At 62.5% G+C, this 17817-nt stretch carries 15 protein-coding genes; 10 read left to right on the forward strand and 5 right to left on the reverse strand.

What is annotated here, in order from left to right:
• The first annotated feature begins 13 nt into the window (after nt 1–13).
• Complete coding sequence (locus Mame_RS13660; protein ID WP_026173172.1) at nt 14–1513, forward strand: Do family serine endopeptidase; 1500 nt, start codon at nt 14–16, stop codon at nt 1511–1513.
• A gap of 5 nt (nt 1514–1518) precedes the next feature.
• Here Mame_RS13660 and Mame_RS13665 read toward each other — a convergent pair whose 3' ends face one another.
• Both Mame_RS13665 and serB read right to left on the reverse strand, forming a co-directional pair.
• The gene (locus Mame_RS13665; protein ID WP_018063038.1) at nt 1519–2073 is read right to left on the reverse strand and encodes a GNAT family N-acetyltransferase; all 555 of its coding nucleotides are present in this window, start codon (nt 2071–2073) and stop codon (nt 1519–1521) included.
• Complete coding sequence (serB, locus tag Mame_RS13670) at nt 2070–2957, reverse strand: phosphoserine phosphatase SerB (RefSeq protein ID WP_018063039.1); 888 nt, start codon at nt 2955–2957, stop codon at nt 2070–2072. Before serB ends, Mame_RS13665 begins: the two co-directional genes overlap by 4 nt.
• Here serB and miaA point away from each other — a divergent pair.
• The 4 genes from miaA to Mame_RS13690 all read left to right on the forward strand — a co-directional run bounded on the left by miaA (nt 2956) and on the right by Mame_RS13690 (nt 7805).
• Complete coding sequence (gene miaA / locus Mame_RS13675; RefSeq protein WP_018063040.1) at nt 2956–3861, forward strand: tRNA (adenosine(37)-N6)-dimethylallyltransferase MiaA; 906 nt, start codon at nt 2956–2958, stop codon at nt 3859–3861. The genes serB and miaA overlap by 2 nt on opposite strands.
• Nucleotides 3862–4150: 289 nt before the next feature.
• On the forward strand, nt 4151–5902 hold the full coding sequence (locus tag Mame_RS13680) for an acetolactate synthase 3 large subunit (protein WP_235726785.1): 1752 nt from the start codon (nt 4151–4153) through the stop codon (nt 5900–5902).
• Nucleotides 5903–5923: 21 nt separating this feature from the next.
• Entirely contained in the window at nt 5924–6496 is a 573-nt protein-coding gene (gene ilvN, locus Mame_RS13685; RefSeq protein ID WP_018063042.1) for an acetolactate synthase small subunit, read from the forward strand.
• 358 nt (nt 6497–6854) lie between these two features.
• Nucleotides 6855–7805 carry a mitochondrial fission ELM1 family protein gene (locus Mame_RS13690; RefSeq protein ID WP_018063043.1) on the forward strand — a complete coding sequence of 317 codons (951 nt, stop codon included), beginning with the start codon at nt 6855–6857 and terminating at the stop codon, nt 7803–7805.
• A 342-nt stretch (nt 7806–8147) separates the two neighbouring features.
• On the opposite strand, the gene Mame_RS13695 is transcribed toward Mame_RS13690, so the two are convergent.
• Together Mame_RS13695 and uvrB are read right to left on the reverse strand one after the other, a co-directional pair.
• Nucleotides 8148–8810: a 2OG-Fe(II) oxygenase gene (locus Mame_RS13695; RefSeq protein WP_018063044.1), complete on the reverse strand. Its 663-nt coding sequence runs from the start codon at nt 8808–8810 to the stop codon at nt 8148–8150.
• 78 nt (nt 8811–8888) lie between these two features.
• Nucleotides 8889–11642, reverse strand: a complete 2754-nt coding sequence (gene uvrB / locus Mame_RS13700) for an excinuclease ABC subunit UvrB (RefSeq protein ID WP_026173173.1) — start codon at nt 11640–11642, stop codon at nt 8889–8891.
• Between the two features lie 175 nt (nt 11643–11817).
• Here uvrB and Mame_RS13705 point away from each other — a divergent pair, with 175 nt between their 5' ends.
• Nucleotides 11818–12171, forward strand: coding sequence for a DMT family protein (locus tag Mame_RS13705; RefSeq protein ID WP_018063046.1), 354 nt, complete (start codon nt 11818–11820; stop codon nt 12169–12171).
• 22 nt (nt 12172–12193) lie between these two features.
• On the opposite strand, the gene Mame_RS13710 is transcribed toward Mame_RS13705, so the two are convergent.
• Entirely contained in the window at nt 12194–12583 is a 390-nt protein-coding gene (locus Mame_RS13710; protein ID WP_018063047.1) for an acyl-CoA thioesterase, read from the reverse strand.
• Between the two features lie 270 nt (nt 12584–12853).
• On the opposite strand from Mame_RS13710, the gene Mame_RS13715 reads away from it, so the two are divergent.
• From Mame_RS13715 to Mame_RS13730, 4 genes are all read left to right on the forward strand, one after another.
• Nucleotides 12854–13810, forward strand: coding sequence for an extensin-like domain-containing protein (locus Mame_RS13715; protein WP_157624482.1), 957 nt, complete (start codon nt 12854–12856; stop codon nt 13808–13810).
• A gap of 318 nt (nt 13811–14128) precedes the next feature.
• Nucleotides 14129–14482, forward strand: coding sequence for an ATP-dependent Clp protease adapter ClpS (clpS, locus tag Mame_RS13720; RefSeq protein WP_018063049.1), 354 nt, complete (start codon nt 14129–14131; stop codon nt 14480–14482).
• Between the two features lie 10 nt (nt 14483–14492).
• Nucleotides 14493–16871: an ATP-dependent Clp protease ATP-binding subunit ClpA gene (clpA, locus tag Mame_RS13725; protein ID WP_018063050.1), complete on the forward strand. Its 2379-nt coding sequence runs from the start codon at nt 14493–14495 to the stop codon at nt 16869–16871.
• A gap of 332 nt (nt 16872–17203) precedes the next feature.
• Nucleotides 17204–17800 carry a LysE family translocator gene (locus tag Mame_RS13730; RefSeq protein WP_018063051.1) on the forward strand — a complete coding sequence of 199 codons (597 nt, stop codon included), beginning with the start codon at nt 17204–17206 and terminating at the stop codon, nt 17798–17800.
• The last annotated feature ends 17 nt before the right edge of the window (nt 17801–17817 follow it).

The following is a 17817-nucleotide window of genomic DNA, read 5'->3' on the forward strand; positions in this document are numbered from 1 at the left end:
TGACGGAGGCTTCATGTCGAAGACAGTCGATTCCCTCTTTGTCCGCCGCCTTGCCGGTCTCGGGCTTGCTGTCGCTCTGGCCGCTTCGACGCCGCTTGCGGGTCCGGCCGGCCGGGCGGAGGCGGAAACCCTCTCCGACGTCTCGATCGCCGACATGGCCGAAAGGCTGCTGCCCTCCGTGGTCAATATCTCGATCTCGCAGGAAGGCGATGGCGACGCCGGCGATCGTCCGGTGCCCAAGGTGCCCGAAGGCCAGCCGTTCGAGGAATTCTTCGAGGACTTTTTCGACGGCGAAGGCGGGCCCGGCAGCCGGCCGGTGTCGTCGCTCGGTTCCGGCTTCATCATCGATCCGGACGGCATCATCGTCACGAACAACCACGTGATCGAGAATGCCGACACGATTTCCGTGACGCTTGCCGATGGCGAGACGCTGGACGCGACGCTGCTCGGCGTCGATGACAAGACCGATCTCGCGGTTCTCAAGGTGGAGCCCGATGCGCCGCTGCCGGCGGTGAAGTTCGGCGATTCGCGCACCGTGCGAATTGGCGAATGGGTGGTGGCGATCGGCAACCCCTTCGGTCTCGGCGGCTCGGTGACGCTCGGCATCGTCTCGGCGCGCGGGCGCGAGCTCGACGGGCCCTATGACAATTTCATCCAGACCGACGCGGCGATCAACAAGGGCAATTCCGGCGGCCCGCTGTTCAACATGGATGGCGAGGTGATCGGCATCAATACCGCGATCCTTTCGCCCTCGGGCGGCTCGATCGGCATCGGTTTTGCCGTCCCAAGCGAACTGGCGGAGAATATCGTCGATCAGCTCGTCGAGTTCGGTCAGACGCGGCGCGGCTGGATCGGCATTCGCGTGCTGGAGGTCAGCGATGACCTTGCGGCTTCGCTGGGTTCGGACGATCCATCGGGCGTCGCGGTCGGCTCGATCATCGAGGATGGACCGAGTGCCGGCGGCCCGCTTGAGGAAGGCGATATCATCCTCAGTTTCGACGGCCATCCGATCGAAAGCCCCCGCGACCTGCCGCGTTTTGTCGCCGAAAGCCGGATCGGCGAGCCGGCCGATGTCGAGATCGTGCGCGATGGCGAACGAATGACGGTTCAGGTGACGCCGCAACTGCTGGAGGAACCAGAACTGGCGGAGAGCGGGCCGGCATTGACCGATGAAGCCCTGCCGGAGGATGGCGTGCCCGATCAGCCCGGCCTGCCGGTGTCGCTCTACGGGCTGACGCTTGGCGATCTCGACGACAATGGCCGCGCGCTCTACCAGATCGACGGCGATGTCGAGGGCGTGCTGATCACCGAGGTCGAGCCGGACAGCGCCGGCGCCGACGAGGGGCTGGAGCCCGGCATGGTGATCGTGGAGGTCGAGCAGGATGCGGTTTCGACGCCGCAGGAGGTGCGCTCAAGCATCGTCAAGCTGATCTCCGAGGGCCGCCGCAGCGTGTCGCTGATGGTTGCGGCCCCGGACGGCGCGCTCAGCATTGTCAGCCTGGTGCTGGAATAGCGGACTCAGCCCTGCCAGTCGGCCTTGTGGAGACGGTAGAGCACGTGGCGTTTCAGGTGCGGATGGCTGTCCGGAATTGAAGGATGGTCGAAATCGCCCGCAAGGTCCCGCTCCATGCCCAACCGTTCCATGACCGCCGTCGAGCGGTGGTTGTCGGCGACCGCGAATGAGACGAGTTGGTCGTGGCCGCGTTCGTCGAAGGCGAGCGCGATCATGGCGCGGGCGGCCTCCGTGGCATAGCCCTTGCCCCAGTGAGCCGTCGTCATCCGCCATCCGATCTCGGGCGTGCCGTCCGGTTTTATGTCGGCGCTGTAGACCTTGTTGAGGCCGGTGAAGCCGATCACCTCGCCGTTGTCCTTCAGCTCCACGGCTGGAAAGCCATAGCCGGTGTCGGCGATCATCGCGCGGATCGTGTCGAAGAGTGCGTCGCTCTCCGCCCTGGTGCGCCGCATCGGGAAGAAGGCCATCACCGTGTCGTCGGAGTTGATCTCGTGGAACAGGTCGCGGTCGCGGTCTTCCCAGTTGCGGATAATCAGGCGTTCGGTTTCAGCGAGCTTCATGGCGCGAAATCCTCCTGTCGGTAGCCCTGAATATAAAGCAACGCCGTCAGATCGCCATGGTCGATGCGGATCGAGGCCTCCGCGGCAACCTTCGGCTTGGCATGGAGCGCGACGCCGCTGCCGGCGAGCTTGATCATGCCGAGATCGTTGGCGCCGTCGCCGACGGCCATGACATCGGCCACGGAAATGCCGCGCTTGGCCGCGACATCATGCAGCGCCTCGACCTTGGCCTCGCGCCCGAGGATGGGATCGGCAACGTGGCCCGTGAGCTTTCCGCCGTCTTCCAGCAGGATATTGGCGCGGTTTTCGTCAAAGCCCAGCATGGCCGCGATCCGGCTGGTGAACACGGTAAAGCCGCCGGAGACCAGCGCCGCATAGCCGCCATTTGCCTTCATCGTCGCGATCAGCGTCCTGCCGCCGGGCGTAAGCGTGATGCGCTTTTCGATGATCTCGTCAACGATGCCGATCGAAAGCCCCTTCAGCAATGCGACCCGTTCGCGCACGGCCGGCTCGAATTCGATCTCGCCATTCATGGCGCGGGCGGTGATGGCGGCGACCTTGTCCTTGAGGCCGACTTCGGCGGCCAGCTCGTCGATGCATTCCTGGCCGATCATGGTGGAGTCCATATCCGCCAGCAGCGCCTTCTTGCGGCGCGTTGCGGCATCCTGCACCACGACGTCGACCGGCAGTGGGCCGATTGTCGCTCTGAGGGCGCTCTCCGCTGCCGCTCCATCCGCGCCTTCGGATAGCACGAGATCCGCCGCGATGCCGGTTGCCAGCCAGTTCGTCCTTTCCGTCTGCGCGGCGCCGGAAAGCCGGGAAACGAGGTCCTCAGTGACGACAGGGTTTGACGGATTGGCGACAAGCGTGGCAACGAGAGCCATGGCGAATTCCTCGGGTGAACATTGGCGTGCCGTTCTGATAACGGGACCGACGGCGAGCGGCAAGTCCGCTTATGCGATCGCGCGGGCCGAAGCGGCCGGCGGCGTGGTGATCAATGCCGACAGCATGCAGGTCTACGACACCCTGCGCGTGCTGACGGCGCGGCCTTCCGTCGAAGACATGCAGGGCATACCGCATTATCTTTACGGCCATGTCCCGGCCGGCGGCGACTACTCGACCGGCGCATGGTTGCGCGACATGGAAGTGCTACTCAAGCGGCTTGAAGCCGAGGGGCGGGTGCCGGTGATCGTCGGCGGTACGGGGCTCTATTTCAAGGCGCTGACCGAGGGCCTTGCCGCCATGCCGCCGGTCCCCGCTGAAATCCGCGCGAAGTGGCGAGAGGCGCTTGCAGAAGAAGGCGCTACGGCCCTTCACGCACAGCTTCTGGCGATCGATCCGGTCATGGGCGGACGCCTTTCGCCAAGCGACGGCCAGCGGATTGTCCGCGCGCTTGAGTTATTCGAGGCCAGCGGCCGGTCGATCGCCGATTTCCAGGCCGAGAATCCGCCGCCGTTGATCGACGCGGCGAACGCCGACAAGATCGTGGTGCTGCCGGAAAGGCCGGTTTTGCACGCTCGCATCAACCGCCGCTTCGAGACGATGCTGGAGGCGGGCGCGGTGGAGGAGGTCGAGGCGCTGCTGGCGCTCGATCTCGATCCCGCGGCCCCGGTGATGCGCGCCATCGGCGTCAAGGAGATCGCGGCCATGCTTTCCGGCGAGATGAGCCGCACCGAGGTGATCGAAAAGGCAAGCGCTGCCACGCGGCAATATGCCAAGCGTCAGATGACGTGGTTTCGCAACCAGATGGGGCCGGAATGGAAAAGGCTCGATCCGGCAAGGGGTTAGGGCGAGGGATGCCTATCCAGGCCGGCTAATTTTATTGCGCGCGTTTGGGCTTCACGGCATTTTTCTTGCAGTTGCGCGTTGACGCGGGCGGAAAGTCGGGCTATCAGGCCAAGCATGGCTAAGAAAGAACTTCTTATTGTGGTGGGATCGCGCATGGGCAGGATGGTGTAACCATCCGGCAGCAGCCACCCATGCGCGACGACAGGCTCCTTGAAGGGGCCTTTTTTTATGCCCGAGGAAACCCAGGACCATCAAACGGAAAAATGAGATGACCGCAGCGGACAACATGATGACAGGCGCCGAAATCGTTTTGCAGGCGTTGAAGGAAAACGGGGTCGAACACATTTTCGGATACCCCGGCGGCGCGGTGCTGCCGATCTACGACGAAATCTTTCAGCAGGACGAAATCGAGCATGTGCTTGTGCGCCATGAGCAGGGCGCCGGCCATGCGGCCGAAGGCTATGCCCGCTCCACCGGCAAGGTCGGCGTCATGCTTGTCACCTCCGGTCCAGGCGCCACCAATGCGGTAACCCCGCTGCAGGACGCGCTGATGGATTCCATTCCGTTGGTCTGCATTTCTGGCCAGGTTCCGACCGCGCTGATCGGCTCGGATGCTTTCCAGGAATGCGATACCGTCGGCATCACCCGGCCCTGCACCAAATATAACTGGCTGGTCAAGGACGTAAACGAACTGGCTGATGTCATTCATGAAGCCTTCCGCATCGCCCAGACCGGTCGTCCGGGCCCGGTCGTCGTCGACGTTCCCAAGGATATCCAGTTCGCCACCGGCCGCTACACGCCGCTCGCCGAACACATGATCCGCGAAAGCTACCAGCCGAAGGTCCAGGGCAATGCCGAGGCGATCCAGGCGGCGATCGAGCTGATGGCCCATGCCAGGCGGCCGGTTCTCTACACCGGCGGCGGCGTCATCAATTCCGGCGACGAGGCCTCGCGGCTGCTGCGCGAGCTGGTCGAACTGACCGATTTTCCGATCACCTCGACGCTGATGGGGCTCGGCGCCTATCCGGCATCGGGCAAGAACTGGCTCGGCATGCTGGGCATGCACGGTTCCTACGAGGCCAATATGGCGATGCATGACTGTGACGTCATGGTCTGTATCGGTGCGCGCTTCGATGACCGCATTACCGGCCGGGTTGACGCCTTCTCGCCGAATTCGAAGAAGATCCACATCGATATCGATCCGTCCTCGATCAACAAGAACATTCGCGTCGATATCCCGATCCTCGGCGATGTCGCCCATGTTCTGGAAGACATGGTGCGGCTGTGGCGGGCGCTGCCGGCCGAAAAGCCGTCGCTCGACGATTGGTGGCGGAATATCGACCGCTGGCGCGGCCGCGACTGCTTCGCCTATGCGCCGAACAAGGACGTCATCATGCCGCAATACGCGCTTGAGCGGCTGAATGCGGCGATCAAGGATCGTGACGCCTATATCACCACCGAGGTCGGTCAGCACCAGATGTGGGCCGCGCAGTTCCTGCATTTCGAGGAGCCGAAGCGCTGGATGACGTCGGGCGGGCTGGGCACGATGGGCTACGGCCTGCCGGCGGCGCTGGGCGTCCAGATCGCCCACCCGGAAGCGCTGGTCATCGATGTCGCGGGCGATGCCTCGATCCAGATGTGCATTCAGGAAATGTCGGCGGCGATCCAGCACAATGCGCCGATCAAGATCTTCATCCTGAACAACCAGTATATGGGCATGGTGCGCCAGTGGCAGCAGCTGTTGCACGGCAACCGGCTGTCGCATTCCTATACCGAGGCGATGCCCGATTTCGTCAAGCTGGCGGAAGCCTATGGCGCAGAAGGCATCTATTGCGACAGCCCGGACGATCTCGACGAGGCGATCCAGCGGATGATCGACAGCCCGAAGCCGGTGATCTTCGATTGCCGCGTCGCCAATCTCGCCAACTGCTTCCCGATGATCCCGTCGGGCAGGGCGCATAACGACATGCTGTTGCCGGACGAGGCCAATGACGAGGCCGTCGCCACCGCCATCGATGCCAAGGGTCGTCAGCTCGTCTAACGTTTGAAAGAGGTCAGAACAATGAACGCGAAACTACAGCCCACCGGCTCGGCCTATTTCATTTCGAGCCAGACCGCAGCGCCCGAACGCCACACGCTTTCGGTCGTCGTCGCCAACGAGCCGGGCGTTCTCGCCCGGGTCATCGGCCTGTTCTCGGGCCGCGGCTACAATATCGAAAGCCTCACCGTTTCGGAGACCGAGCACGAGGCGCATCTATCGCGCATCACCATCGTCACCAAGGGCACGCCCGACGTGCTGGAGCAGATCAAGGCGCAGCTTGACCGGATGGTGCCGGTCCACAAGGTCGTCGACCTTTCGGTGCGCGCCCGCGAACTGGGCCAGGCAGCGCCGGTCGAACGTGAGGTCGCGCTGGTCAAGGTCGTCGGCAATGGCGACCAGCGTCAGGAGGCGCTCAGGCTAGCCGATGCCTTCGAGGCCAAGGTGGTCGACGCGACCGTGGAACACTTCATGTTCGAAATCACCGGCAAGGTGTCGAAGGTCGATCAGTTCATCGCCATCATGAAGCCGCTCGGTCTCGTCGAGATCTGCCGCACCGGCCCCGCCTCGATGAACCGCGGCCCCGAGGGGATGTAGGCCTCATTGGCATATGAGTGAGGAGCCGGTGGGTGTTCCGCCGGCGATTTCAGATGACCTCGCGGGTTACTCCCAATACTCTCTCCCGCTGGCGGGAGAGATGCCCCGACAGGGGCAGTGAGGGTGGCGCGGCATTTCGGTTTCGTGAAGGTGTTCGCGAGGATAGACCCCCCCCTCACTGTCGCTTTCGCGACATCTCTCCCCTCCGGGGCGAGAAGATTGGGGGGCTGTGCGGCGAGGCTGAACCGCCTTCGTTGTCGTGACTTGCCGCAAGCCGTCGAAGCGCTCCGGCTGTTGACGGCTGCGTTTCCGCAGGCCACAAGCGGATGTCGCTGTTCTCGGGAAAGGGCCTTCTCCATTGCATATCTGGATACTCACGGACGGCAAGATCGGGGATCGGGTGCAGTGCCTGGGGGTGGTCTCGCGGCTGGGCGAGGCGGCCGAGGAAAAGGTGATTTCGCCGGGCAAGCCATGGGAATGGCTGATGCCGCGCGGGCCCGTTCCGCCGAAACACCGCCCCGGCAAGCCGGGCAGCCCGATCGCGCCGCCATTTCCGGATGTCGCGATCGCGAGTGGCCGGCGCATGGTGCCCTATCTGAAAGCGGTGAAGGCCGCTTCGGGCGGCAGGACATTCACCGTGTTTCTGAAGGACCCGAGGATTGGCAAGTCTGCCGCCGATCTGATCTGGATGCCGCGCCACGACCGTTTTCGCGCCGACAATGTTCTGGTCACCGATACCGGGCCGCATCCGCTGACGCCCGAGGCAATCGCTGCGGCGGTCGAAGCGCGACCTGCCGAATGGAACCAACTGCCGTCACCGCGGCTTGGCGTGCTGATCGGCAACCCGGTCTCCGGATCGCGGGATCAGGCGGCGGCGCTCGCGCACTTCATGCAGCAGATCGATCACGCGAAGTCTGAGGTCGGCAGCATCATCGTTACCCAGTCGCGGCGCACGCCTGAACCGGTGATGGCGGCTCTGCGCAAGCGGCTTGAAGGCTTTCCGCACTGGATCTGGTCGCCGGAAACCGACAATCCCTATCGCGCGATGCTCGGCTACGTTGACATGCTGGCGGTCACGGCAGATTCGCACAATATGATGAGCGAGGCGCTTTCCACCGGCAAACCGGTTTTTCCAATGCGGCCCTACCGCCTCAATCCCAAGCTCGCCGGCTTCATCGACAGGCTGGATACGGCGGGCCTGACGCGGCCGTTCGAGGGCGCGCTGGAGCCCTATGACTATGTGCCGGTCGATGCGACGGAAGAGATTGCGGAGGCGATCCGGAGGGGGCTTGCTGCTCGCAACAGGTGAGGCCGCAGCAGGGCTGTGCCTGCAACCACGCCCGGAACGTTGTGTTTCTTGGCGAAGGTGGCAAAACGATCTCTCCCTCAAGGGCAGGGTTATCGCATATGACTTTGTCGCATAGCCCCCCAATCTTCTCGCCCCGGAGGGGAGAGATGTCGCGACAGCGACAGTGAGGGGGAGAGTCTATCCCCGGAGACGGCGTCACAGCTCTGGGACGCTGTTCCACCCTCACTGCCCCTTTCGGGGCATCTCTCCCGCCAGCGGGAGAGAGTATTGGGAGCAAGCTGCTACACCATATGCGATGGCCCTGCCTCAAGGGGGGAGATTGAGGGCTGAAACGCCTCGCCCTCAGGCGACCTTGATCGGCTGGTCGGGATAGGCGAGCTGTTCGCGGGCGCGCCATTCCGGCGTTACGTAATTGATGATCAGCGATTTGCGCACGCCCTGGATCGGGCGCTTTTCGAAGCCGTGCCAGGTGTTGGTGGAGGGCACGAAGATCATCGCGTAGTTCGGCGCGAAGGGCGAGCGGCCGACATGCTCCTCCTTCGAGGCGTAGATATCGGTTCCAAGCTCGTCATGGCCGGGACCATCGGAGAGATAGATCAGCAGGGTGAACAGCTTCACGCCGATATCGGTGTGCGGTTCCAGCCAGAAACCGTCGATATCCTGCGCAAATTCGATGCGCAGGCTCGATCCCTCGATATTGGTGCCGAAAGTGTCCTGGATGACTGTGGCAACTTCGGGTGACTGAAAGGCTTCAGCGACGGCTGCGCAGCACGCATGTTTCGCGATATTCGGCTGGTCGAAATAGTGCCTGCTCTTGTTGTGAACCTCGCGCGTGCCCGAAACGCCGCCGAGGTCAGGTTTGGGATAATCCAGCGCCTGAATATCCTTCAGCAAATCCGTCGGAAACATGTCCGAAAGCAGCCAGTGGCGATAGGGCTCGGCATTGGAGTTGGCATTCCTGAATGCCGACTTCACATGCTCCTGAACGTTTCCGTAATCTGTCATTTCTGAACCATATGCTTGTTTGATCAATGCTATCGTATCGCCATCGGCAGGCAGGCACAACCATTGTCGCCGCCCGTCTTACTTCCCCGGCTTGCCGGTCTTTCCGGTGCGGCGGCCGCGCCGTTTCTGCTCGCCGGGGTCTTCGTAGGAGCCCGTGCCGATCTTGCCGCGCTTGACCGGCTTGGCGTCGCCGCCAAGCGGCTTTTCGGTGCGGCCAACGGTCATCTCATCGAGATCGTTCTTGCGGAACAGCGGGCGGGCGGTATCGGTGCCCGGGCCCATGTCGTCCAGCGAAGGCTTGGCGAAATAGCCGCTCTGTCCGCCGCTTTCCGCCTGCCGCGATTCCTGCCGCTCCAGCTTGTCGTCCATGCCCTGGAGTTCGGCGGCCTTGAGGCGCTTGATCTCGTCGCGCACGCGGGCGGCCGTCTCGAAGTCGAGATCGGCTGCGGCGTCGCGCATCTGCTTTTCGAGCGCGTCGAGATGGGCCTGCAGATTGTTGCCGACCAGATGGCCGTCCGCGGCAAACCCCTTGCCGCTCTTGGTGCCGATATCGGCGCGGACATGGTCGCGCTCGTAGACCGAGTCGAGAATGTCGGAAATCCTGGCCTTGACCGATTCCGGCGTGATGCCGTGCTCCTCATTATAGGCAAGCTGCTTTTCGCGGCGACGGCTGGTCTCGTCCATGGCGCGCTGCATCGAACCGGTGACCCGGTCGGCATAAAGCACGACCTTGCCGTCAACGTTACGGGCGGCACGGCCGATCGTCTGGATCAGCGAGGTTTCCGAGCGCAAAAACCCTTCCTTATCGGCGTCGAGGATCGCGACGAAGCCGCATTCGGGAATGTCGAGGCCCTCGCGCAGCAGGTTGATGCCGACCAGCACGTCGAATGCGCCGAGACGCAGGTCGCGGATGATCTCGATCCGCTCCAGCGTGTCGATATCGGAGTGCATGTAGCGCACCCTTATGCCCTGTTCGTGCAGATATTCCGTCAGGTCCTCGGCCATACGCTTGGTCAGAACCGTCACCAGCGTACGGTAACCCTTCGCCGAAACCTCGCGGATTTCGGAGAGCACGTCGTCGACCTGGGTCTTGGCGGAGCGGATTTCCACCGGCGGATCGATCAGCCCGGTCGGGCGGATGACCTGTTCGGCGAACACGCCGCCGGCCTGCTCCATCTCCCAGCCGCCGGGGGTCGCCGACACCGCGATTGTATCGGGTCGCATCGCGTCCCATTCCTCGAAACGCAGCGGGCGGTTGTCCATGCAGGAGGGTAGGCGGAAGCCGTATTCGGCCAGCGTCGCCTTGCGACGGAAGTCGCCGCGATACATGCCGCCGATCTGCGGCACGGTGACGTGGCTCTCGTCGATGAAGATCAGCGCGTCGTCCGGAATATATTCGAACAGCGTCGGCGGCGGTTCGCCGGGCCGGCGGCCGGTGAGATAGCGCGAATAGTTCTCGATGCCGGGGCAGGAGCCGGTGGCCTCCATCATCTCGATATCGAAGCGGGTGCGTTGTTCGAGGCGCTGTGCTTCTAGAAGTCGTCCAGCCTTTTCAAGCTCTTGCAGGCGCGCCTTCAACTCTTCCTTGATCGACTTGATGGCCGCGTTCAGCGTCGGGCGCGGGGTGACGTAGTGGGAGTTGGCGTAGATCTTCACCGATTTCAGATCGCCGGTCTTCTGGCCGGTGAGCGGGTCGAATTCGGTGATCGCATCGATCTCGTCGCCGAACATCGAAATCCGCCATGCCGCGTCCTCAAGGTGGGCGGGGAAGATCTCGATCGTGTCGCCGCGCACCCGGAACGAGCCGCGCTGGAAATCCATGTCGCGGCGCTTGTATTGCTGAGCCACGAGGTCGGCCAGCAATTGCCGCTGGTCGAGCGTGTCGCCGACCGACATCTGGAAGGTCATCGCCGTATAGGTTTCGACCGACCCGATACCGTAGATGCAGGACACAGAGGCGACGATGATGCAGTCGTCGCGCTCCAGAATGGCGCGGGTGGCGGCGTGGCGCATCCGGTCGATCTGCTCGTTGATCGAGGATTCCTTCTCGATATAGGTGTCGGAGCGGGGCACATAGGCTTCCGGCTGGTAGTAATCGTAATAGGAAACGAAATACTCGACCGCGTTGTCCGGAAAGAAGTTCTTGAACTCGGAATAGAGCTGGGCGGCGAGCGTCTTGTTGGGCGCGAGGATCACCGCCGGGCGTTGGGTCTCCTCGATCACCTTGGCCATGGTGAAGGTCTTGCCCGAGCCGGTGACGCCGAGCAGCACCTGGCTGCGGTCGCCGGATTTCAGCCCCTCGACGAGATCGGCGATCGCGGTCGGCTGGTCGCCGGACGGCTTGTATTCCGTGACCATGCGGATCGGGATGCCGCCCTCGGATTTCTCCGGGCGTTCCGGCCGGTGCGGGGTCCAGATCTTGCCGTCCTTGAACAGCGGGTTGCCGCTTTCGATCAGGCTTGAGAGCGCATCCACCGTCGCGGTGACGCCGCCCTTGGCGAGGTTCTGGGCTTCTTCCAAAGAAACATCGACGCCAGCAACCGGGTTCAGGCCGGCGGCGGCGCGAGTCTTGGGATCGGAGGAGCCGCCGATGGAGACGCCGCGCGCGGTGCGGCTCGCCGTCGCGCCGCCGCTTTCGGCGGCCTTGCGGCGATGCTTGCCGGCTTTCGAGGCGAGCTTGCGCTGGCTGTCGACGGTTTCGGCCTCGGCTTCCTTCTCCAGCCCGGCAAGCCAGTCCGTCATCGAGCCTTCATAGCTCTCGCCTTCGAACGGCGCCTGGGGCGCTTCTTCGAAACCTTGTTTGTCGGAGGATTTCTTGGGTGATCTGGCCATGGGGCGAATATGGGGAACAAGCCTGTAAAAGAAAAGGGTGTCGCGGCAGAACAAAAATAGAACTTACGCCGCGATTCGGTCAAGTTTCACAGTTCAAATTCCTGATGCCGTCCGCAACAGTTTGCGCTAAGAACGCGCGAAGCTGCCAGGCCGGCAGCGCTTCCGGAGAAATTTCATGCCATTTTCGCTTTCGCCCGCGGCCGTTTGGCCGGTTCTTATGCTGGTCTGCTCGAATGTTTTCATGACGTTTGCCTGGTACGGCCATCTGAAGTTCAAAAGCGCGCCGCTGCTGCTGGTGATCATCACCGCATGGGGGATCGCGTTTTTCGAATATTGCCTGGCGGTTCCGGCCAACCGGATCGGTGCGTCGGTCTATTCGACCGCGCAGTTGAAGACGATCCAGGAAGTGATCACGCTGCTGGTGTTTTCGGGCTTTTCGATCCTGTGGCTGAAGGAGGCGCTCACCATCAATCACGTGATCGGCTTCGCGCTGATCGCTGTCGGCGCGGCTTTCATCTTCCGGGGCTGATCAGCCGGGCTCGGCGGTCCGCTCAGGCCTCCTGCGGAACGACGGCCGGCCTGCCGGTTTCGTCCATCGCCACCATCACGAACTGGGCTTCGGTGACCTGTTCGCGGTGCGGCATGCGGTGACGATGCACCCAGGCCTCGACATGGATCGTCATCGAGGTGCGGCCGATCCGCTCGAACGAGGTGTAGACGCAGAGCGTGTCGCCAACTTTGACCGGCTGGGCAAAGGCCATCGAATTCACCGCCGCGGTGACGGTCCTGTTGTTGGCGCGCTCGGAGGAGGCGACATAGGCGGCGAGGTCCATCTGCGACATCACCCATCCGCCGAAAATATCCCCTGACGGATTGGCGTTGGCCGGCATGGCGACCGTGCGCATGGTCAGGTTGCCGGTGGGCGATTTGTCGTCGTTCATCGATCTCTCCTGTGGCTTGCGGGCGCTGCACCCTGATCAGGTCCGACAATATTGCACGGGTGCGGAATTGCAACTCGGTCAGTCCGGCCGGCGGGCAGCATACGGTTGTCTTTTCGACGTTGCCGCAAAAGCATTTGTTTACTCTTGTCTGGTCTACTCGCGTTCGGAGTATCAACGCGATTTCGGTTCAGTATGACGTTTCCCTTGCGACGCGCGGTTTCATTGGCAGCCATTGCGGCGACGCTCACCGGTTGTTCCATCGGCGGATTGATGACGTCCTTTTCGGTGGATACCAGCGACAAGGGCCCCCAGATCGTCACCCGCAGCGAGGAGGCCGCGCAAAACCCGCAGCCCCAGCAGACTGCCGCCGTCGCGACGCCGGCGGCCAAGCCGGAGCCGCCGCCTTCCATCGAGCAACTGATCGCCAGCACAGAAACCGAAGCGGGCGTGCCGATCGACAGCTATCTCGGCGTCTCGGCGAACGAGGAGGCCGCTGTTGTTGCGACCAATGCCGCGGCGCCCTTGACGCCCTCCAGCCCGAAGGTCGAGAGCCCGGCATCCGATGTCGCGGCGCCGGATCCCGGTATCGACCCGATCCAGACCGCCTCGTTGCTGCCGCTGAGCGAGCCTGGCGGCGTCGCCTCGCCGCAGAAGGGCCGGCTGCCCGGTCTGATGCCGCTGGCCGAGCGGCAGTGCCGCAGCTCGCTCAGGGAAATGGGCGTCAGCTTTTCCGATGTCGCGGCGATCGCGAACGGCAGCCAGTGCGGCATTGCCTATCCGGTCGAGCTGGAATCGCTGTCGGGCAATGTGGCGATCTCGCCCAGCGTCACGGTCAACTGCCAGACGGCGCTTGCCTTCGCCGAATGGGTCCAGAACGATGTCGCGCCCGCCGCGCGCGTGCGCTATCTCACCGGCCTCAAATCGGTGAATACGATGGGCGGCTATTCCTGCCGGCGCGTGAACAACGGCACCAACTCCCGCACATGGTCCGAACATTCGAAGGGCAATGCCATCGATGTCGGCGGCTTCACGCTCAATACCGGGAAGACCATCGATGTCTCGCCCAAGGGCTTCTTCGCCTTCCGGGAGAAAGGCCTGCTGAAATCGGTTCGCGCCAGCGGTTGCGACTATTTCAACACCGTCCTGGGGCCGGGCTACCCCAAGCATAACGACCACCTGCATTTCGACCTGAAACAGCGCAATTCCGGGCGGAGCTACTGCAAGTAGGTCTCGCGCCGCGCGGCATTTGAAGGGGAGAGGCTTGCGCGGCTTTTCTCCTGCCCATCTCTTCAGTTCCTTTGTCGTCAGTTTCGTTTTCTGAGACCACGTCCGTGTCGCGGCCTGTTCCGCCCGCGCGGACGCCGACCGTGTCCCTGCAATCCCGAGATGCTCGAAATTCCGCTATTTTGTTAATGACAAGCCCGGAACATCGGCATTAAGATCGGATCAGTCGAAGGGAGCTTGAAACGGACTCGGTAGATACAGATATGAACACCAACAAAAGACTTGGTGAACACGCCTGAGAGACTTACGGAGTTAGTGAGAATGATCGCGATGTCGATCCGGATGCAGAACGATCCCTCCAAGAATGGGGACAATCCGAGCCGCGGAACGGCGGTCATCGCGCGTACCAAGCCGAAAACAAAGAAACCCAGCCTGTACCGGGTTCTCCTGTTGAATGATGACTACACACCAATGGAATTTGTCATCCATATTCTGGAGCGTTTCTTCCAGAAGGATCGCGAAGCGGCGACCCGTATCATGCTCAACGTGCACAACAATGGCGTGGGCGAATGCGGGGTCTTTACCTTCGAAGTGGCCGAAACCAAGGTCACGCAGGTGATGGATTTCGCGCGCCAGCATCAACATCCATTGCAATGTGTCATGGAAAAGAAGTGAGGAACTGATCGTGCCAACTTTCTCCCCCAGTCTTGAAAAGGCGCTGCATCAAGCTCTGACCTATGCCAACGACCGGCACCACGAATATGCAACGCTGGAACACCTCCTGCTGGCGTTGATCGATGATGGTGACGCAGCCGCCGTCATGGGTGCCTGTAATGTCGATCTCGACGCATTGCGCAAGATTGTTACCGAATATGTCGATACCGAACTTGCGAACCTGATCACCGGCTATGACGAGGACTCCAAGCCCACATCGGGCTTCCAGCGCGTCATTCAGCGCGCGGTGATCCATGTGCAGTCCTCCGGTCGCGAGGAAGTGACCGGCGCCAACGTGCTCGTCGCCATCTTTGCCGAGCGCGAGAGCCATGCCGCCTATTTCCTGCAGCAGCAGGAGATGACGCGTTACGACGCGGTGAACTACATTTCCCATGGCATCGGCAAGCGTCCTGGCTCCTCCGAGACCCGTACGCCGCGTGGCGTCAACGAGCCGGAGGAAAGCGATGCCAGCGGCCAGCGCGAGAGCGAGGACAGCGCTCGCAAGCAGCCGGATGCGCTGAAGGCCTATTGCGTCAACCTCAATGAAAAGGCGATGAGCGGCAAGATCGATCCGCTGATCGGCCGCGACGCCGAGGTCAACCGCACCATCCAGGTGCTGTGCCGCCGGTCCAAGAACAATCCGCTCTATGTCGGCGATCCCGGCGTCGGCAAGACGGCGATCGCCGAAGGTCTTGCCAAACGGATCGTTGAAGGCAAGGTGCCCGAAGCGCTGATCGACGCCACCATCTTCTCGCTCGACATGGGCACGCTGCTGGCCGGCACACGCTATCGCGGCGACTTCGAGGAGCGGCTGAAGCAGGTCGTCAAGGAACTTGAGGAGTATGAGGGCGCGGTGCTGTTCATCGACGAGATCCATACCGTGATCGGCGCCGGCGCCACGTCCGGCGGGGCGATGGACGCCTCGAACCTGTTGAAGCCGGCGCTGTCATCGGGCGCGATCCGCTGCATCGGTTCGACCACATACAAGGAATACCGCCAGTTCTTCGAAAAGGACCGCGCGCTGGTGCGCCGGTTCCAGAAGATCGATGTCAACGAACCCTCCGTGGACGATGCCATCGCGATCATGAAGGGCCTGAAGCCCTATTTCGAGGAATATCACAACCTGCGCTACACCAACGACGCCATCAAGGCGGCGGTGGAACTGTCCGCCCGCTACATCACCGATCGCAAGCTGCCCGACAAGGCGATTGATGTGATCGATGAGAGCGGTGCGGCGCAGATGCTGGTGCCGGTATCGCGCCGTCGCAAGATGATCACCGAAAGGGAGATCGAGGCGACGATCGCGACCATGGCGCGGATCCCGCCGAAGACCGTCTCGAAGGACGACGAGCAGGTGCTCGCCAATCTGGAACAGGAACTGCGCTCGGTGGTCTATGGGCAAGACAAGGCGATCGACGCGCTGGCGACCTCGATCAAGCTCGCCCGGGCGGGCCTGCGCGAGCCCAACAAGCCGATCGGCTCCTACATCTTCTCCGGCCCTACGGGCGTCGGCAAGACCGAGGTGTCGAAGCAACTTGCCTCCTCGCTCGGCGTCGAGCTTTTGCGCTTCGACATGTCGGAATACATGGAGCGGCACACTGTCTCGCGTCTGCTCGGCGCGCCTCCCGGCTATGTCGGTTTCGACCAGGGCGGTCTTTTGACCGATGGCGTCGACCAGCATCCGCATTGCGTCGTGCTGCTGGACGAGATCGAGAAGGCCCATCCAGACATCTACAACATCCTGTTGCAGGTGATGGACCACGGCTCGCTGACCGACCATAACGGCAAGAAGATCGACTTCCGCAACGTCATCCTGATCATGACGACCAATGCGGGCGCTGCCGAAATGTCGAAGTCGGCGATCGGCTTCGGGTCGTCGCGGCGCACCGGCGAGGACGAGGAAGCGCTCAACCGCATCTTCACACCGGAATTCCGCAATCGTCTCGACGCGATCATCCAGTTCGCGCCGCTGCCGACCGAGGTCATCCATCAGGTCGTCCAGAAGTTCGTCATGCAGCTCGAAAGCCAGCTTTCGGAACGCAATGTCACCTTCGAACTGGAGGACAAGGCCGTCGAATGGCTCGCCGAACGCGGCTACGACGAGAAGATGGGCGCGCGGCCGCTGTCGCGGGTCATCCAGGAGTACATCAAGAAGCCGCTCGCCAACGAGATCCTGTTCGGCAAGCTCAAGAAGGGCGGCGTCGTCCGCGTCGGCGTGGCCGAAAAGGATGGCAAGCCGGAACTGACGCTGGAGGCGATCCCCGAGGCAACGCCGATCAAGCCCAGCGAGCTGAAGTCGGACGGCCCCAAGGGCAAGTCCGGCAAGGCGGCCTCGGCCGCCGATACCTGATCTTTAACCGGGCCCGCCTTCAATCGAAGCGCGGGCCCGCTTTTACCGTGACATATTGGGCGGAAGGTCTGTTCTGCCGTTCTCTCGGGATGGTGCCGAGAGCGCCATTTTTCGCTCATCCCCCGTTTGCGATCGCTCTGGTTGTTTTGCTTGGAAGGCCGGATTCTCGTCAGGGGAGGCTTGAGCTATGGGGCCGGGGATATCGGAAAAGCTTGCTCCCGGACTGCTATGGAAGGTAGAAGACGAGTTTCTGCCGATGGCGTTTCCCTTTACGGCGAACAGCGGCGGCAGAGGCTTTGCTGGCGGCAAATTCAGTTCGGGAAACGGGCGACATGAACCATGAAACATTGCTGGCCCTGTTCGGTTTCGCGGTCGCCGCCTCGTTCACGCCGGGACCGAACAATTTCATGGTGTTTGCGTCGACGGTGAATTTCGGCTTTTACCGCACGATCCCGCATATGGCCGGCGTCGTGATCGGCTTTATGGTGCTGCTGGCTTCGATCGGCGCCGGGCTCGGCGCGGTCGTCGCCGCCTTTCCCAAACTGCTGATCGTCGCCAAGATCGCTGGAGGCGCGTATCTTGTCTGGATCGCCTGGAAAATCGCCAACACAAGGCAGATGGATTCGGGCCGGACGGTCTCCGGCCGGCCGTTGACCTTCCTTCAGGCCGCCGCCTTTCAATGGGTCAACCCGAAGGCCTGGATCATGTCGCTGACGGCGATATCGGTTTATACCTATCCGGACCGCTATGCGTTTTCGGTCGCGCTGGTGTCAGGCATGTTCGGCGTGGTGTCGGTGCCGAGCCTTTCGATCTGGGGCGGTTTCGGCGCTGGGCTGCGCGACTGGCTGTCTGTCGGCAACCGGCTTCGATGGTTCAACATCGCGATGGCGATCCTGCTGGTGGCAAGCCTCTGGCCGATGCTCTCCTGATAGCGCTGCGGCCAGCC

The organism is Martelella mediterranea DSM 17316 (assembly GCF_002043005.1).
Classification (GTDB): Bacteria; Pseudomonadota; Alphaproteobacteria; order Rhizobiales; family Rhizobiaceae; genus Martelella; species Martelella mediterranea.

What these genes read in the sequence shown, in the direction of transcription:
- Mame_RS13660 (WP_026173172.1), top strand. Translation starts at nt 14, where the DNA reads ATGTCGAAGACAGTCGATTCCCTCTTTGTCCGCCGCCTTGCCGGTCTC.
- serB (WP_018063039.1), bottom strand. Translation starts at nt 2,957, where the DNA reads ATGGCTCTCGTTGCCACGCTTGTCGCCAATCCGTCAAACCCTGTCGTC.
- uvrB (WP_026173173.1), bottom strand. Translation starts at nt 11,642, where the DNA reads ATGGCCAGATCACCCAAGAAATCCTCCGACAAACAAGGTTTCGAAGAA.
- miaA (WP_018063040.1), top strand. Translation starts at nt 2,956, where the DNA reads ATGGCGAATTCCTCGGGTGAACATTGGCGTGCCGTTCTGATAACGGGA.
- ilvN (WP_018063042.1), top strand. Translation starts at nt 5,924, where the DNA reads ATGAACGCGAAACTACAGCCCACCGGCTCGGCCTATTTCATTTCGAGC.
- Mame_RS13715 (WP_157624482.1), top strand. Translation starts at nt 12,854, where the DNA reads ATGACGTCCTTTTCGGTGGATACCAGCGACAAGGGCCCCCAGATCGTC.
- clpS (WP_018063049.1), top strand. Translation starts at nt 14,129, where the DNA reads ATGATCGCGATGTCGATCCGGATGCAGAACGATCCCTCCAAGAATGGG.
- Mame_RS13705 (WP_018063046.1), top strand. Translation starts at nt 11,818, where the DNA reads ATGCCATTTTCGCTTTCGCCCGCGGCCGTTTGGCCGGTTCTTATGCTG.
- Mame_RS13695 (WP_018063044.1), bottom strand. Translation starts at nt 8,810, where the DNA reads ATGACAGATTACGGAAACGTTCAGGAGCATGTGAAGTCGGCATTCAGG.
- Mame_RS13730 (WP_018063051.1), top strand. Translation starts at nt 17,204, where the DNA reads ATGAACCATGAAACATTGCTGGCCCTGTTCGGTTTCGCGGTCGCCGCC.
- Mame_RS13665 (WP_018063038.1), bottom strand. Translation starts at nt 2,073, where the DNA reads ATGAAGCTCGCTGAAACCGAACGCCTGATTATCCGCAACTGGGAAGAC.
- Mame_RS13680 (WP_235726785.1), top strand. Translation starts at nt 4,151, where the DNA reads ATGACAGGCGCCGAAATCGTTTTGCAGGCGTTGAAGGAAAACGGGGTC.
- Mame_RS13710 (WP_018063047.1), bottom strand. Translation starts at nt 12,583, where the DNA reads ATGAACGACGACAAATCGCCCACCGGCAACCTGACCATGCGCACGGTC.